Origin of the sequence: Kitasatospora sp. NPDC096147 (assembly GCF_044763225.1) — a bacterium.
Lineage (GTDB): Bacteria > Actinomycetota > Actinomycetes > Streptomycetales > Streptomycetaceae > Kitasatospora.
This window is the reverse complement of sequence record NZ_JBIWFX010000022.1, coordinates 38,573-53,485: the sequence shown is the minus strand read 5'-3', so window position 1 is coordinate 53,485 and position 14,913 is coordinate 38,573. Positions and strand designations below refer to the sequence as shown.

Genomic DNA, 14,913 nt, shown 5'->3' with positions numbered 1-14,913 from the left:
CCCGGGCCGGGAAGCCCGTGGCCCAGGGCGGCCGACGGAGCGTCAGGCCTTGCCGAAGGCCGTGACGAGGGCGTCGCCGAAGGCCGGCAGGTCATCCGGCTTCCGGCTGGTGACCAGGGTGTTCGGGCCGTCGGTGCACACCCGTACCGGCTCGTCCACCCAGGTGGCTCCGGCGTTGGCCAGATCGGTGCGCAGGCTCGGCCAGGAGGTGAGCGTGCGTCCGCGCACCACGTCGGCCTCGATCAGGGTCCACGGAGCGTGGCAGATGGCGGCGACGGGCTTCCCCGCCCGGAAGAAGGCCCGGGTGAAGTCCACCGCCGCACGGTCCAGCCGCAGCGCGTCGGGGTTGGCCACGCCGCCCGGCAGGACCAGGGCGTCGTAGTCGTCGGCCGTGACCGAGCCGAGCACGTCGTCGACGTCGAAGGCGTCGCCCCGGTCGAGGTGGTGGAACGCCTGGACCTTGCCGCTCTCCAGCGAGACCAGGCGCGGTGTCCCGCCGGCCTCGGTGACGGCCTTCCAGGGCTCCGTCAGTTCTGCCTCCTCGACGCCCTCGGGGGCGACCAGGAAGGCGACGGTCTTTCCTTGCAGGGTGAACATGGGACGACCTCTCGGTGGGGACGGGTCGGACCTGGTCGGTCACCTGATCGCCTGGCCGCTGAGCCCGGATTCAAACCCGTCCGGGGCTCCCGGGAGCAGGAGCGGCCGGTACGCCTCCGGCCATGGTGCGGGCCGCCCCTCCGGTCGAACAGCCAGGCGCCTGACGCGCCGAGAGGCCGCCGGGATCAGTCGGACGCAGCCGGTCCCGGTCCCGGGGCTACGGTGCCGGGCGGCGGCGGGGCCATCGCCCAGCGGATCAGGCCGGTGACGGCCCGGCCGGCGGGTCGTACGAGGGCGGCCTCGACGACCGGCACGACCGGCAGGCGCAGTTCCACGCGGGCCCAGTCGGGCAGCAGGGAGACCGCAGCGGCCGCGAGCAGTCCGTAGCCGGGACGGGCCGGCAGGGGCACCGGCGGGTGGAGGAGCAGGAACCGGGCCGCCGCGAGCGCGTCCGCCCCGGCCCCGAGCTCCGGCCGGTAGGCGGCCAGGCAGGCGGCCAACTCCCGCTGGTTCATGGGGGGTTGGGTGACTCCTAGGGCGCGGGCGGTCCTGGCCGTGCTCGCGACGTACGCGTCGTACTCGGCGGGCGCCAACTCCGTTGCCCCGTACAGCCGGTGGGCCCGCAGGAAGCTGTCGACCTCGGCGGCGTGGACCCAGCCCAGCAGGTGCGGGTCGGCCGCCCGGTAGGGCCGGCCGGAGGCGGTGGTGCCCCGGATGCGCTCGTGCACGGCGCGGACCCGGTCGACCGCGCGCTGGGCGTCGTCGGCGGTGCCGAAGGTGGTGACCGCCAGGAAGGTGCTGGTGCGCTGCAACCGTCCCCACGGGTCGCTGCGGTAGCCGGAGTGGCCGGCCACGGCCGCCATCGCCGACGGGTGGAGGGACTGGAGCAGCAGCGCGCGCAGGCCGCCGACGAACATCGAGGCGTCGGCGTGCACGGTGCGGATCGGGTCGTCGGGCCCGAACCACCGTGGCCCGGGCCGCTGGTGGATGCGGGCGCGGGTGGCCGGCCCGTCGGGGCCGGCCACCCGCGCGAAGAGCTCGGCCCCGAGCCGCTCGCGCAGCCCCGGCGGTCGCCTGGTCCTCCCGCGTTCGGACTCCATGCCCTCACCGTACGTCGGCCACGACGGACACCGGGCCGATCCGGCGGGCAGGGTGTTACTCCGGGTACCCGGCCCGGTCCGGACGGCGGAGCAGGACCTGCGGCAGCACCAGCCAGGTCGTCGCGAAGTACGCCAGGGCGAGGCCGGCGAGGATCCAGGAGAGCGCCGGGTTGTCGGTGGCGGAGCGCAGCAGCAGGAGCAGCGAGCTCCCGATGGTGAGGGCGAGCAGGGTCAGGCCGAGGCTGAGCATCCGGGACGCTATCCGGATCAGCGAGGGCTTGAGGTTGTGGCCGGTGGTGATCCGGTGGATGGAGACCGGGGCGATCAGGGTGCCGGTGGCGAGCGCGCCCAGCAGCACGGTGACGACGTAGAGGGTCCGGTCGAAGTGCGGCAGGTCCTCGAAGTGCGGGGTGAAGGCGACGCTGACCAGGAAGCCGAACAGCACCTGGGCGCCGGTCTGGGCGACCCGCACCTCCTGGAGCATCTCCGTCCAGCGCCGGTCCGCCTGCTCCTGCGGCGACTCGTCGCGGCCGGGGCCGCCGGAGCCGCCGGAGGTGCCGTGGGCGGGCTGGTCACGGGTCGGTACGTCTCTCAAGGGTTCTCCTCCGGAGCCGGTCTCGCAGGGACGGGGATGCGGGCGGGCGCTCCGCCGGTCGGCGGAGCGCCCGGGGCTGAGCGTGTTCAGCGCTTCTTCCGGCCCCTGCCGACGGCCAGCAGGAGCACCACGACGGCGGCTGCCCCGGCCAGCAGCGGCACGCGCCGCGCCCGGGCCGGGTCCGCCGTCGGGAGCGCCCCCTCCCGGGCGAGGCCGGCGGCGCGGTCCGTCCCGTGCCGGGCGGTCCGGGCCGCCTTCTCGCCCAGTCGGAGCGCGGCGCGGGCGGTCCGTTCGAGCACCGGGTCGGGGACCCGGTCCTTCAGCAGCTGGACACCAGACCGGGTCTGGGTGTGCGGTCGCTGGATGCGCATGGGTGTGGGTGCTCCTCGGTCCCGGCCGGGTCGGCCGTGGCGTCGTTGATGGTCCGTCAAGGGCGGGCGCGTGCCCGGCGCGGGGACGGTCAGCGGTGGTCGCGGCCGGCACCGCCGCTGCCGTCGTCGGCGGGCGGCTCGCCCTCGCGCGGGGTGCGGTAGGGGCTACTGGGGCCCTCGGCCGCAGCGCTCTCGGCGGTCGCGTCGTAGTCCTGCCGCACCGGGCGCTGCCCGTTGTCCCCGGCGGCTGCCGGCTCGGCATGGTCGGAGGCGGTGTCACCGTACGAGCGGTCGGCGGGCACGCCGCCGTCCGGGCGCCGATCCGTGCGAGGTTCCTTCTCCTGCTTCGGCATCGGTGACTCCTCGTCAGTTGGGCGTCAGCGGCGGCCGGTCGTCCGTGGAGAGGCGACGGGCGCCCCGACGGTGGCCGTGGCGGGGCCCGTGCCCGGGCGACGTACGGCCCGGGGCGCTGATCGTGGCCGGAAGCTCCTGCCGCCCTCGCGTCTGCCCACTCCGGCCCACTGCACGCCTGTCGCCAGGGCGAACATTCCTACGAATAGTCCGCCTGCGGCGGGGCAGCCGGTCTGTCGACACAGACTTCGGAGGTCATCATGGTTCCGCTTCTTCTCGTCCTGCTGCTCGCCCTTCTGCTGTTCGGCCTCGGTTTCGCGGTGAAGATCCTCTGGTGGGTCGCGATCATCGTCCTGGTGGTCTGGCTGGTGGGCTTCGTGGCCCGTGGCACGGGCGCCTCGGGCAGCCGTGGCCGCTGGTACCGCTGGTAACGGAGACCTGCCGCGCGATCGGATCGAGCGGGGTGCACGCCACGGCGCGCACCCCGCTCCGGCGTGTCCGGACCGAAGCTCGACCACCACCGCCGCCGCCCGGGCGGTGTCCCTGGTCAGCCGATGACGGCGACGGGGGCGTCCCAGGCGTTGCGGTCGACGGTGACGGTGGCGCCGCCGTGCGTCTCCTTCTGGTTGATCAGGTACTGGTGCCCGCGTCGGTGTCCGCTCCACTGGCCGCCGAACGGGAAGCTCGCGGTGGTGTCGGCCTGGCCGTCGTACTGCGCGTACCAGAGCGCGGCCGGTCGGTGCCGCCCGCCCGGCGGGTGCCGTCAGCGGTGCGCGGGCCCGGTCGCCAGGAGGTGGTAGGCGTCGGCGAGCCGGGCCGCCATGGCGGCGGCCGAGAACCGGCCGGCCACCGTCCGCTGCCCGGCTGAGGCGACCCGGGCCAGGTCCTGCGGGGGCAGCGCGGCGAGCTCCGTGAGGCGGGCCGCGAGCGCGGGGGTGGAGTGGGTCGGCAGCAGGAACCCGTTGACGCCGTCGTCGATGTAGTGCCCCACACCACCGCGCTGCGGGCCGGCGGCCGTCAGGCCCGCCTCCATGGCCTCCAGGACGGCCAGGCCGAACTCCTCCTTGCCGCTCGGACAGACGTAGACGGTGCGGTGCGCCGGTGCCCCCTGGGCCAACGCCCGCTCCAGCAGCCGGACATGACGGTTCGGCAGGGCCGGCCAGCAGGCGAGGTTGCGCCGGGCGGCGGGCTCACCCGCGACGAGCTTGGCGATGCGCTCGCGCATCTCCGCCTCGGTGGCCGTCGCGGCCGAGGCCGATCCGCCCACCAGGAGCATCGTGGTCCGGTGGTGGAGGCCCGCCTCGATCCACGCCTCGACCAACCGGTCCTGCTGCTTCACCGGGTGCAGCCGCCCGACAGACAGGAACATCCGCAGTCCGAGGGTTCCGGGGTCGAGGCCGTCCCCGCTGTCCCCGCCGCCGAAGAGCCTGCGCAGGAGCACCGCCGCCAGGTCCCCGTCCCCGTCGGCGGTGACGAACGGAGGGATGCCCTCGGGCGGAGCGACCACCGGCCGGGCCGTCCCGGAGCGGGCGAGCTGCGGGAAGTGGGTCGCGAGCTCCCGGGTCCCGGTCCGGCCCGGGATGGTCACCAGCAGCTCGCACCGGTCGGTGAGCAGGTCGGCGGCGAAGACCCGGTGCAGGTCCTCCCGCAGGGCCGCCGCAGGCTCGGAGTACAGGGCCCGCACACCGGTGTGACGCTCCGTCATCATCCGGTGCGGGTCGGGGGTGGCGGTGAACGCCAGACGTGCCCGGCGGCGCCGGGCCGCGGACGCCACGGCGAGCGAGCCGTCGTCCGCGAACCGGGCGTGCACCACCGCGGGGCGTGCTCCCGGAAGGCCCAGCAGGCGGGTCATCCACCAGGCGAGCGCGGCCCGCCGGTCAGGACCGGTCACGGACCCGCCGGCCGCCGCCGCGCACTGCGGGACCCGCAGGAGCCAGTGCTGCGGACCCAGCCGGCCCACCAGGCCCTGCGCCAGGTCCCGGCCGCTCGCGGGAGCGAGGGTCAGGACCCGGGACACGGGGACGGTCGCGGTAAGCGCGTCACCGAGCGCGGCCACTAGGACGCTCATCCCGCCGCTGGTGCCGGCCCCCGGTTCCTCCAGCCTGCCGAGCAGCATGGTCTGGGCCACCACCACCCCGGCGGGGTGCGCGGCGGGCAGGCCCGCGACGGCGTGCCGGAAGCCCGCGCCTCTGGGGTGTCCGGGCTCGGCCCGCTCCCAAGCGGCGGCGAGCAGCAGCGCCTCGGCGGGGTCGCAGGGGGCCGAGCGCGCCCGCGGAAGGGCATCCGCACCGTCCGGCACCCCCGACAGGTAGCGCCACGCGGCCTGCCGGACCCGCACGTCCTCGCCGTGCGCGTGAGCCGCGCACTCCGTCGCGGTCAGCGGTGTGAGCGCCTGCTCCTCGGCCAGGTCCAGCAGCAGGGCCCGTTCCACCGGCGGGAGCCGCAGCAGCAGGCGGCTGCGCAGCGCCGAGGTCGCCTCGCTCCGCGCGCCCGAGCGCACCGCCACGGCCCAGGCCTCCGTCAGGGCGCCGCGCTGGAGCGGCCCACCGCGCGCGGCCCGCACCAGCCACCACGGATCGGCCGGTATCCCGCTCCGGGCACTGCGCCGCAACCGTGCGGTGAGCAGGTCCTCCGCCGGCAGACCGTCCTCCCCACCGTCGCGGGGACCGCCACCGTGCCCGTACTCCGCGCGCGCCAGCAGCGCCATCAGGTCGTCGCCGACGGGCGCGGGCACGGTGGGGTCCACGTGGTGCAGCCGCCACCGGGCCAGCACGTCCGGTGCTGCCCGTCCGTCCGTGCGGGAGGGCGCGGAGCGCGGGGCCATGGGGGTCCTTCCGTCGACGGATGTCCCCCTCCGTTCGGCGCCGGCCGCCCGGAAGGATGGGTGACCACGCCGATCCGGGCCCGGCGTCTGCGGGGCACGATCCGGGGAATCGGTACTGTGGCGATGTCCCGCCGACGCAGCCGACCACGGAGAGTCGCGTGCCCAGAGTCGTGGTGATCAGCCCGCCGTTCCACTCCCACGCCGCCCCGTTGAGCGCCCTCGGCGCCGCGCTGCGCGAGGAGGGCGCCGAGGTGACCCTCGCGTGCGCGTCGGCCTTCGCGGACCTCGCCGAAGGGCACGGGCTGGGCTTCACCGAGCTCACGGTCACCCGCAACGCGAACACCGGCGTCGCCGAACGGACCGTCCAGGCCGCCGAGGAGGCCGCACGGCTGCGCGAGTTCGTCGACGCGACCGGCCGGGGCGCGATCGCCGCGCTGCTCACGCAGGCACGCCACCGCGCGGCCGACATGCTGGCCGACCCCGACCTCGTGCTGGAGTCCGTCCGCGACCTCGACGCCCGGCTCCGGCCCGACTGGTACCTGGTCGACCAGCTCAGCTACCCCGTCACCCTCGCGATGCACTGCCTGGAGCTGCCGTACGCGACGTTCTGCCCCGGGCACCCCGGCTGCATCCCCACCCGGCCCGACGCCTACTTCGGCCTGCCCACCGCGTGGCCACAGGCCCTGCGTCCGGCGCCCGGTGCCCTGGCCGGGCTGCGCACCGCCGTGGCGGAGAACGACCGGGCGTTCACCGCCGCCTTCCGCGAGGTGGCCCGCACGCACGCACCCCACCTGCCCGTGATCGACCGGGCCTTCGCGCTCTGCTCCTCCCGCGCGGTGGTCTTCAACTACCCACGGCTGCCCCAGCTGCCGCCGGCACCGAGCGGGCCCACCGCGATCCACGCCGGCCACTGCACGCCCGCGCGCCGCGCTACGGGCCCGGACGGGACCTGGCAGGCCGTGGTCGACCGGCTGACCTCGGGCGGGCGCCCGCTGGTGCTGGTCGCCTTCGGGACCTTCCTCTCCGCCCGCCACGACGTCCTGCGCACCGTCACGGAAGCCGTCCTGTCCCGGACCGACGCCTCCGTGATCGTCGCCGCCGGCACCAGGACCGCCGAACTGTCACGGAGCCCGGTGTTGGAGGCCGCCGGTGGCCGGCGGGTGCACATCGCCGACGCCGTACCCCAACAGGAGCTGCTCGCCCACTGCGCCGTCATGGTCCACCACGGCGGGAACAACTCCTTCACCGAGTGCCTGGCAGTCGGCGTCCCGGCCCTCGTCCTGCCGTTCTCCAGCGACCAGTTCGCGATCGCCCACGACCTCGAACGCGCAGGGCTGGGGGCCGTTCTCGACCCCAACACCGCGAGCGGGGCCGCGATCGGCCTGGCAGTGCGGGGACTGCTGTCCGCCGGAGGCGGGACGAACCGGTCCATGGCCGCCGAGGTCCGAGCCGCCGGCCCGCGCCACGCCGCCCGGCGGCTCCTCGCGGCGATGCCCGCGTCGCGGGACACGGCGGCGGCCCGCTGACGGCGCGGGCCACCGGACCGCGCGGCTCCGTCGGTGCCTCAGCGCAGGTGCCGCCGGTCGCGGGCGGCCGGAGCCAGCCGGAGCCGCAGGCGCAGCGGCACGCCGCTGCTCCGCCGGGCCTCGGTGAGCACCGCGATGAGCGGGTCGACGGTGGACACCGGGGCGGTGCGCCCGGTCAGACGGGCCGTCAGGTCCAGGCGTGGGCGGCGTCCCCGACCCACCCGGGCGGTGGCGTCCGCGACTCCGGGGACCAGCAGGGCGCGGGCACGGACGGCCTCCGCCAGCGCGGCGGTGCGCAGGCCGAGGGGGCGCGGGTCCGACGGGTGTTGCGGGTCGGGGGAGTGCAGGCGCAGCTTCGAGGGGCTGCGGGAGGCGAGCTGGGCGAGGAGCAGGATCAGGCACAGCAGCCCGGCGGCGGCGACCGCGAGGGCCAGCGGCTGGTTCCAGTCGCGGTCCTGCGAGAGGCCCCGGACGAGCTGGCCGGGCAGGGCGGGGGAGTCGGGTGTGCGGGGCAGCCAGGCCGGTCCGCGTCCGCCGGGGAGCAGGCCTGCGCCGGCGAGCAGGACCGAGGCGGACAGGGCCAGCAGGGCCAGTCCGGTCAGCGCCAGTGCGGTGCGGTTGAGGGTGCCTCTCATCGTTCCTCCGGGTTCTGGGACGCGCTCGGGACGGGCTCTGGATCGGTGGTGCGGCGCACTCGGACGACGGTGCGGGGTGCGCCGTCGAAGCCCAGGCGGGTGTAGGCGTCCCGGGTGGCCTGCCGCACCGCGTCGGGAGGCAGCGCGGACCGGACGGTGATCCGGACGGATCCGCGTCGGTGCACCCGGACGCGGGCCGGAAGGTCCAGCGCCCGGTGGATCTCTCGCTGCACCAGCCTGCGATCGACCTCGACCGGCGGTGCACCGGCCGGGGGTGAGATCCGCCAGCCGGCGGGCCTGCCGGCCGTGACGGCCAGGGCGACCAGCCAGAGGCCGAGGAGCCCGCCCACCGCAGCGGCGGCCAGCACGGGCAGGTCGCCCGCGCGCGCCGTCGCGAGCGCGTCGAAGGCCCGATCGAGGCCGTGCGGATGGGCGACGCCCCGTACCCGGGCGAGCCACCAGAGGACCGCAGCGGCGAGGCCGACGGCCGAGAGCAGCGCTGCCGGGACGCGCCGGGCGGTCCAGCGGCGCGCGGCACGCGCGGCCTTGGCCGGCGCCGGTGGTCGGCCGGCCTGCGCGGGCGCCGGCGCGTCCGTCACGTCCAGGGCGGCGACCAGGACCCGGGTGCGGCGGAGCCGGAGGCCGGCCTGCGCGCGCGACTGCCGCTCGGCCGACTCGGCCGCCGCAGCGGCGCCTTCGGCGAGCGGGCCGGGATAGCGCAGGACGAGCCGGACGTCCGCCTCGGCCTCGGCGCCGCGACGTCGTACCCGGGCCCGGGGAGTGCCGGTGGCCGGGAGCGTGCCGTCCTTGGCCGCCTGGGCGACGACCCGGGACAGTGCGCGGTCGCTGATCCGGAGCCCGCCGCGCACGCGGGGTGCCGGGAGGGCGGGACGGCCGGTCATCGCCGGCCCGTCCGGTGCCAGAGCTCGGCGGGCCCCGGTCCGCCGTCTGCCCACCTGCCCAGCAGGTAGCCGAGGGCGCCGAGGACGGCGACCAGGAGGAAGGCGGCGAATCCGCCGAACGCGGCGGCGAAGCCGAGGGCCAGGCCGGCCAGCAGGCCGGTGAGGGTGTGCGACACGGGAGCTCCTCCGATGATGGTCCGTCAGGCGGTGGCCGGCAGCGGTGGGTTGTGGCCCAGCAGGTTCAGCAGCAGGCGGTGCTGGGGGCGCAGGCCGGAGACCTCCAGCCGGGCGCCCGCACGGGCGCACCGCCGGTGCGCGCGGATGAGCAGGCTCACGCCGCTGGAGTCCATGAAGCCGACCCCGGCCAGGTCCAGGCGCACCAGGCCGGTGCCCGGGCCGATCAGCTCCAGGGGTGCGGTGAGGAGAGGGAGAACGGTCGCGTCGAGATCGCCGCAAGGGGCCAGCAGCAGGGCGGAGCCGGTCCGCTCGACGCGGCAGTGGAACTGCTCGTGGGGAGCGGCTGCGCCGTGGTCGGCATGGTCGGCCCGGTCTGCGGGCTGGGCGGTGGTCATGGCGGAGCTCTTCTCTCGTCCGGACGGGAGCGGGGTGCGCGTCCTTCCCTTCTTCGACACCGGCGGACGCGGATTCCTCACGCGCCGGTCTGCACCCGCACGGGTGAAGCCGGCCCCGGGCAGCCCGGTTGACGGCCCCGGGACTTTTTCCGCCGACCGCGCGTGAGGATCCCGGGGCCTCCGGTGTCCAAGAGCACGAGACGCCACGACGACCTCTGGAGGCACCCGTGCCCACGACCGCGACCACCCCCCGTACCACCGCTCCCGCCGACCCCGCCGTCTCACGCACGGACCTCGCCTCCCCGGAGTCCGGTGCCGCCCGCTCGGGGGAGCGGGGCCGCACCGCGATCGCCGACCAGGTGGTCGGCAAGATCGCCGGGATGGCCGCGCGGGAGGTCGACGGCGTCCACTCCTTCGGCGCCGGCCTCACCCGCGCGCTCGGTGCGGTGCGCGACCGCGTCCCGGGCGGGCGCTCGTCCTCCAGCGTGACCCGGGGCGTCAAGGTGGAGGTCGGCGAGAAGCAGGCCGCCATCGACCTCGACCTGGTGGTGGAGTACGGGGTGTCGATCGCCGACGTCGCGGCCGAGGTCCGGGAGGAGGTCGTCGGTGCGGTGGAGCGCATGACGGGCCTTCAGGTGGTGGAGGTGAACATCAACGTCGTGGACGTCCACCTCCCCGACGAGGACGACGAGCCGGACGACGAGGCGCCGACCGCCCGTGTCCGCTAGCCGCGCGGGGCGTTTGCCCGGGTGGGGCGACCGTCGCCCCGCCCGCCCGCCACGGCGACCACCTCCCGGAGCGACGGATCCCCATGCCCGAGTGCCCACCCCTGCCACCGGCCACGCCGGGGCCCGCCCTCGCCGCCCTGCCGGACCAGATCCTGACCGCCCGTGCGGGGGACGGCGACCAGGAGTCCTTCGCCGAGCTGATGCGCCGTCACACCCCGAGGATGCTCGCCCTGGCCACCCGCATGCTGGACGACCGCCAGGCCGCCGAGGACGAGGTGCAGGAAGCCTGCCTGGCCGCATGGCGTGCCCTGCCCGCCTTCCGCGCCGACGCGGCCTTCGGCACCTGGCTCTACCGCATCGTCACCAACCGCTGCCTGAACGCCCTCCGGGCCCGCCGGACGGAGGTCCCCCTGCACTCCGCCCGGGAGCCGGCCGGGACCAATCCGGCCGAGCTGCCCGAACGGGCCGCCGAAGCCCACGCCTCCGTCCGCGACCTGCAACGGGCCCTGGCCTCCCTCACCCCCGAGCAGCGGGCATGCTGGGTGCTCCGGGAGCTGCACGGCCTCAGCTACGACGAGATCGCCGAGGTGACCGGCACCGGCGAGACGGCAGTACGCGGGCGGATCTTCCGTGCCCGCCGACAGTTGACGGAGGCGATGGCCCCATGGCGCTAGACGACCCCGGCCCCGACACGGCCGACGCCGAGACCCTGCCCTGCGGCGCCGACCTCGCCACCGTCTGGGAGGAGGACCGCGCCGCCCCCGGGCACGGCGACTGCCCCGACTGCGCCGGAGCGCTCGACGCCCGGCGATCCCTGGAGGCGACCGTCCGGGCCGCCCTCGACGAGGACCGCCGCCCCGGGAACGAACCCGCCTTCCTGGAGCGGCTGATGGCCGCCGTCCAGACCGAGCTGCGCCCCGGCCCGCTCGTCCCGCTGGACCCGGTCGGCGACGACTGGGTCACCGGCTCGGCCGCGGCGGCCGTGCTGCGCGGCGCCGTCGACGCGCTGCCCGGAGTCTGTGCCGGCAGCTGCCGGATCGTGCCGCTCGCCGAACCGCAGCCGCGCGGCACGGCCGCCTTCGCCCGCCGCCTCCCGCTCGGCCCGCTGCTGGCCGTGGTGGAGGTCTTCGCCGACCTCAGCCGCCCGCTGCCCGACACCGCCGACCTGGTCCGCTCCGCCGTGACGGACGCGGCGACGGAACGGCTCGGCCTGACCCTGAGCCGGATCGACGTGACCGTCCGGGACCTCCTCGCCGAGCCGGAGGAGCTGTGATGACCACCGACGAACGCCGCCGCCTCGAAGCCGCCATCGCCGGATGGGTCACGGAGGTCCCCGGCGTCGCCTACCTCAGCCCCCGCCTGACCCGACGCCTCACCTCCCGGCCCGGCGCCGCCGACGGCGTACGGCTTCGCCACACCGAACCGGTGACCGTGGAGGTGAGGGTCGCGGTCCGGCCCGGCCACCAGGCCGCCGCCACGGCGCGCGCCGTCCGCGACCGGATCTCCGGCGAACGCGGTGCCCAGCCGGCGCTGGCCGGCAGCCGGATCGAGGTGATCGTCACCGCCTGCCTCGATCCGGCGGGCCGGGCCGACGCCTGACGGGTGCAGCCGGGCGCCCGGACAGCGCCGACGGGTGGGACGTCGCCGGTGGCCATGCCCCACCCCGGTCTGCCTGCGCACCGGCACGGGCACCTGCCGTCCGCGGGCCCTGCGCCTCCGGCCCGGTCAGAAGGATGCGTGCCGGCACTCCTGACGGGGCGTCACCCGGCGTCGATGCCGGTGACCACCGGAGTGCCGATGGCGATCGTCCCCGCCGGGTACCCGGCGGCCTCGAAGGCCCGCGCCGCCAGGTCCGAGGCTGCCGACCCCGCGTCGGTGCGGTCGCGGGCCTCGACCTCCAGCCGCAGCACGAACGTCCCCTCCGGCTCGTCCAATGTCAGCACGTCGAGGTCGGGGACCTGCTCGCCGACCCGGTTCGGGTCGGCGCCGCGCACGACGGCCAGCAGCCTGTCCCGCGCGGCGCGGTCCATCGGCTGGGGCACGGTTCCGGGGACGGTGATCACATAGCTACCCATGACCTGCGTGTGACCGGCTAGTGCCCCCGTGAAACCCGGCTGTCGCCGGATCACCCCGGGTGGGTGATCGGGTCGGCGTGCCGCATCCCCCACGGGATGCCCGACCGGGGGCCGGTGGCGCGCACGGACAGTCCGGTCCTCCTCGCCCGTCCGGGCACGACGGACGCCGCCGTCCCCGCACTGCGGGGACGGCGGCGCCGGTGGTCATCCGCCGGTCCGGGACCCACCCCGGGCCGGCCCGGGGGCGGCTACTGGCCGGTGCCGGTGTAGGCGCCGCGGTTGGGGGTGGCGGTGACGGGGGCCGAGTTGCCCCAGAGGTCCCTGCCGAACTGGCCGGTCACGGGGGTGCCGCTGCCGAGGGCGGGAGAGCCGGCCTGGAGGCGGTAGCCGCCGAGGTTGGCGATGCCGACGGGGGCGGTGACACCGGAGGAGGTGGCGGCGGGCAGGGCGACGAAGTTCGGGCTGGTGGTGGACGCCTGCGGGTCGGAGGCGGGCGGGGTGAAGCCGAGATAGGTGTTGTTGCGGTAGAGGAAGCTCGGGTTGAGGGTGGCCCCGGCCTTGCCGAGGAAGACGTTGTTGGTCATCTGGACGTTCTTCAGGGTGGGCTCGAAGGTGAAGTCCCGGCCCCGGCAGTCGATCACGTTGTTGTAGAACTGGAAGGCGGCCAGGTAGCCGGAGCTCTTCACCTGGTGGATCCGGCAGTCGTTCACCGCGATGTTGTAGCGGAAGACGATCCGGGTGGCCTGGTTGCCGCCGCAGCCGGTGCACTGGGTGATGATGCCGCCGTTGTTGTCGCGGCTGTAGTTGTACTGGTAGGTGCAGGTGCCGGTGATCTCGCCGTCGCAGTCCCAGGCGGTGCTGTCGTCGGAGACCCGGACGATGTTGGACACCTCGTTGTACTGGAAGGTGGGGTTGGTGTCGCCCCAGCCCCAGATGCCCGCGATCACGCCGTAGCCGACGGCGCCGAGCCGGTCGGCGGTGTTGTACTCGACCAGCGGGGAGTCCGAGACGCTGACCACGACGGCGTCGTTGGAGACGTCGCGCACCGTGTTCCGCAGGACGTGGGTGTACTGGTGGCGGACCGCGTTGGCGTTGCCGTGGGCCTGGTCGCCGTAGATGCCGATGCCGACGCCGCTCATGTCGCGGACGGTGTTGTCGACGATGGTCAGGCCGGTGAGGTAGCCACCGTTGACCGGGCTGTCGACCCCGATGCCGTGGGAGAGGTAGAAGTTGTTCAGGAGCCGGCTGTTGGTGTCGTCCCGCTCCTTCTTCTGAGCCGCCGTCAGAGCGTTGTACTCGTCCTCGGAGATCTCGGGCAGGTTGCGCGTGGTCCAGCCCTTGACGTGGTGGACCGTGTTGTTGCGGATGGTGATGCCGGCGTGCGGCTGGCCGTCGGTGATGTACACGTTGATGCCCGAGCGGCGCGCCTCCTCGGTGGCGTCGTTGGTGACCTCCAGGTTCTCGATGATCCAGTGGCTCTGGTTGGTGAGCCGCACGGTCGAGTCGCTGATGGTGGGGTTCGAGCCGCCGTCCGAGATGCCGTTGCCGTTGACCACGGGCTTGGCGGTGCCGGTACCGTACGAGCCGAGGGTGATCGGAGCGGTGGCGCTGCCGTTGCCCTTCGGGGCGAGCTGGCCGTTGCAGGTGCTGCCCTTCTTGAGCAGCAGGCTCTCACCGGGCTGGAAGACCCGGGAGTTGGCGCTGGCGAGCGAGTTCCACGGGGTGTCGGTGCCGTTGCCGTTGGTGGCCGCGTTGCAGTCCAGGTAGTACTTGGCTGCGGTGGTGGCCGCCGCGACGTTCCAGGTGAAGTTCCTGGTCGCGGTCGCTCCGGTGGCGTCGGTGACCGTGACGGTCACGGTGGAGGAGCCGGTGGCGGTCGGTGCGCCCTGGATCGTGCCGTTGATGTAGTTCATCGACATCCCGGCGGGCAGGCCGCTGGCGGTCCACTGGTGCTGTCCGGTGCCGCCGGTGGCGGTCGGCCGGAAGCCGGTGGCCACGCCCTGGGTGGCGCTCTGGGCGCCGATGGCGTTGACGGCGAGCGGGGTGGTCACGGTGGAGGAGCCGGGCAGGGTCCAGGTCTGCGAGCCGGTGCCGTTGCAGTGCCACAGCACGATGGGGTTGCCGTCCTGGACGACGCCGTTGGCGTTGTCCAGGCAGAGTGTGGAGCCGAGGGCGACCAGGGAGCCGTTCGGTCCGGTCGTCCACTCCTGGCTGCGGGTGCCGTTGCAGTCCCAGATGATCGCGGGGGTGCCGGGGTTGAGGGAGGTCTGCGAGTCGAGGCACTTGGTGCCGAACACCCGGACGGTGCGGTCGCTGCCCACGGTCCACTTCTGGGCGTCCGTGCCGTTGCAGGCCCAGAGCTTCATCGCGGTGCCGTTGGTGATGACGGCGCCGGGGTCGTCCAGGCACTTGCCGCCGGGCCCGACGATCGGTCCGGTCGAGCCGGCGGCCTGCGCGGGCTGGACGGCCGGGACCACCAGGCCCAGGGCCGTCAGCGCGGTGGTGGTGAGCGCCACGATCAGTGGTCTGCGGCTGGTGGTTCGGGTTCCTTGCACGGGGTCACTTCCTTGCTGGCGAAGGACTTCTCCGACCGGCCCCGGGGGGAGGGCCGGTGGTGGTGCCATGGAGGGGACCGCC

At 75.2% G+C, this 14,913-nt stretch carries 18 protein-coding genes; 6 read left to right on the top strand and 12 right to left on the bottom strand.

Annotated features, from left to right (window positions below; genetic code table 11):
- Nucleotides 1–42: 42 nt before the first annotated feature.
- The 5 genes from ACIRBX_RS36495 to ACIRBX_RS36475 all read right to left on the bottom strand — a co-directional run bounded on the left by ACIRBX_RS36495 (nucleotide 43) and on the right by ACIRBX_RS36475 (nucleotide 3,016).
- Nucleotides 43–597 carry a type 1 glutamine amidotransferase domain-containing protein gene (locus ACIRBX_RS36495; protein WP_402304312.1) on the bottom strand — a complete coding sequence of 185 codons (555 nt, stop codon included), beginning with the start codon at nucleotides 595–597 and terminating at the stop codon, nucleotides 43–45.
- A 185-nt stretch (nucleotides 598–782) separates the two neighbouring features.
- Nucleotides 783–1,697, bottom strand: a complete 915-nt coding sequence (locus ACIRBX_RS36490) for an oxygenase MpaB family protein (protein WP_402304310.1) — start codon at nucleotides 1,695–1,697, stop codon at nucleotides 783–785.
- A gap of 55 nt (nucleotides 1,698–1,752) precedes the next feature.
- Nucleotides 1,753–2,292, bottom strand: coding sequence for a DUF6328 family protein (locus ACIRBX_RS36485; RefSeq protein ID WP_402304308.1), 540 nt, complete (start codon nucleotides 2,290–2,292; stop codon nucleotides 1,753–1,755).
- Nucleotides 2,293–2,378: 86 nt separating this feature from the next.
- Complete coding sequence (locus ACIRBX_RS36480) at nucleotides 2,379–2,663, bottom strand: hypothetical protein (RefSeq protein WP_402304305.1); 285 nt, start codon at nucleotides 2,661–2,663, stop codon at nucleotides 2,379–2,381.
- A gap of 89 nt (nucleotides 2,664–2,752) precedes the next feature.
- Nucleotides 2,753–3,016, bottom strand: a complete 264-nt coding sequence (locus ACIRBX_RS36475; protein WP_402304303.1) for a hypothetical protein — start codon at nucleotides 3,014–3,016, stop codon at nucleotides 2,753–2,755.
- Nucleotides 3,017–3,274: 258 nt separating this feature from the next.
- Between ACIRBX_RS36475 and ACIRBX_RS36470 the strand changes: the two genes are divergently transcribed.
- Nucleotides 3,275–3,445: a hydrophobic protein gene (locus ACIRBX_RS36470; protein ID WP_402304300.1), complete on the top strand. Its 171-nt coding sequence runs from the start codon at nucleotides 3,275–3,277 to the stop codon at nucleotides 3,443–3,445.
- A gap of 332 nt (nucleotides 3,446–3,777) precedes the next feature.
- Here ACIRBX_RS36470 and ACIRBX_RS36465 read toward each other — a convergent pair whose 3' ends face one another.
- On the bottom strand, nucleotides 3,778–5,838 hold the full coding sequence (locus ACIRBX_RS36465; RefSeq protein ID WP_402304297.1) for a glycosyltransferase: 2,061 nt from the start codon (nucleotides 5,836–5,838) through the stop codon (nucleotides 3,778–3,780).
- A 158-nt stretch (nucleotides 5,839–5,996) separates the two neighbouring features.
- Here ACIRBX_RS36465 and ACIRBX_RS36460 point away from each other — a divergent pair, with 158 nt between their 5' ends.
- Entirely contained in the window at nucleotides 5,997–7,364 is a 1,368-nt protein-coding gene (locus ACIRBX_RS36460) for a glycosyltransferase (RefSeq protein ID WP_402304295.1), read from the top strand.
- A gap of 38 nt (nucleotides 7,365–7,402) precedes the next feature.
- Here ACIRBX_RS36460 and ACIRBX_RS36455 read toward each other — a convergent pair whose 3' ends face one another.
- Genes ACIRBX_RS36455 through ACIRBX_RS36440 form a run of 4 tightly spaced genes read right to left on the bottom strand, consistent with a single transcriptional unit; the run spans nucleotide 7,403 to nucleotide 9,473 of the window.
- On the bottom strand, nucleotides 7,403–7,999 hold the full coding sequence (locus ACIRBX_RS36455) for a hypothetical protein (protein ID WP_402304293.1): 597 nt from the start codon (nucleotides 7,997–7,999) through the stop codon (nucleotides 7,403–7,405).
- Entirely contained in the window at nucleotides 7,996–8,901 is a 906-nt protein-coding gene (locus ACIRBX_RS36450) for a hypothetical protein (protein ID WP_402304290.1), read from the bottom strand. Before ACIRBX_RS36450 ends, ACIRBX_RS36455 begins: the two co-directional genes overlap by 4 nt.
- The gene (locus tag ACIRBX_RS36445; RefSeq protein WP_402304287.1) at nucleotides 8,898–9,077 is read right to left on the bottom strand and encodes a DUF2273 domain-containing protein; all 180 of its coding nucleotides are present in this window, start codon (nucleotides 9,075–9,077) and stop codon (nucleotides 8,898–8,900) included. The genes ACIRBX_RS36450 and ACIRBX_RS36445 overlap by 4 nt, the downstream gene beginning before the upstream one ends.
- 24 nt (nucleotides 9,078–9,101) lie before the next feature.
- Nucleotides 9,102–9,473, bottom strand: a complete 372-nt coding sequence (locus ACIRBX_RS36440) for an STAS domain-containing protein (RefSeq protein ID WP_402304285.1) — start codon at nucleotides 9,471–9,473, stop codon at nucleotides 9,102–9,104.
- 227 nt (nucleotides 9,474–9,700) lie between these two features.
- Between ACIRBX_RS36440 and ACIRBX_RS36435 the strand changes: the two genes are divergently transcribed.
- The 4 genes from ACIRBX_RS36435 (at nucleotide 9,701) to ACIRBX_RS36420 (ending at nucleotide 11,800) form a co-directional block, all read left to right on the top strand.
- Nucleotides 9,701–10,201, top strand: coding sequence for an Asp23/Gls24 family envelope stress response protein (locus ACIRBX_RS36435; protein WP_402304283.1), 501 nt, complete (start codon nucleotides 9,701–9,703; stop codon nucleotides 10,199–10,201).
- An 83-nt stretch (nucleotides 10,202–10,284) separates the two neighbouring features.
- On the top strand, nucleotides 10,285–10,875 hold the full coding sequence (locus tag ACIRBX_RS36430; protein WP_402304280.1) for an RNA polymerase sigma factor: 591 nt from the start codon (nucleotides 10,285–10,287) through the stop codon (nucleotides 10,873–10,875).
- On the top strand, nucleotides 10,866–11,474 hold the full coding sequence (locus ACIRBX_RS36425) for a hypothetical protein (RefSeq protein ID WP_402304277.1): 609 nt from the start codon (nucleotides 10,866–10,868) through the stop codon (nucleotides 11,472–11,474). The genes ACIRBX_RS36430 and ACIRBX_RS36425 overlap by 10 nt, the downstream gene beginning before the upstream one ends.
- The gene (locus tag ACIRBX_RS36420; protein ID WP_402304274.1) at nucleotides 11,474–11,800 is read left to right on the top strand and encodes a hypothetical protein; all 327 of its coding nucleotides are present in this window, start codon (nucleotides 11,474–11,476) and stop codon (nucleotides 11,798–11,800) included. The genes ACIRBX_RS36425 and ACIRBX_RS36420 overlap by 1 nt, the downstream gene beginning before the upstream one ends.
- A 161-nt stretch (nucleotides 11,801–11,961) precedes the next feature.
- On the opposite strand, the gene ACIRBX_RS36415 is transcribed toward ACIRBX_RS36420, so the two are convergent.
- Both ACIRBX_RS36415 and ACIRBX_RS36410 read right to left on the bottom strand, forming a co-directional pair.
- Complete coding sequence (locus tag ACIRBX_RS36415; protein WP_402304271.1) at nucleotides 11,962–12,276, bottom strand: hypothetical protein; 315 nt, start codon at nucleotides 12,274–12,276, stop codon at nucleotides 11,962–11,964.
- Nucleotides 12,277–12,524: 248 nt separating this feature from the next.
- The gene (locus tag ACIRBX_RS36410; RefSeq protein WP_402304269.1) at nucleotides 12,525–14,831 is read right to left on the bottom strand and encodes a ricin-type beta-trefoil lectin domain protein; all 2,307 of its coding nucleotides are present in this window, start codon (nucleotides 14,829–14,831) and stop codon (nucleotides 12,525–12,527) included.
- Between the last annotated feature and the right edge of the window lie 82 nt (nucleotides 14,832–14,913).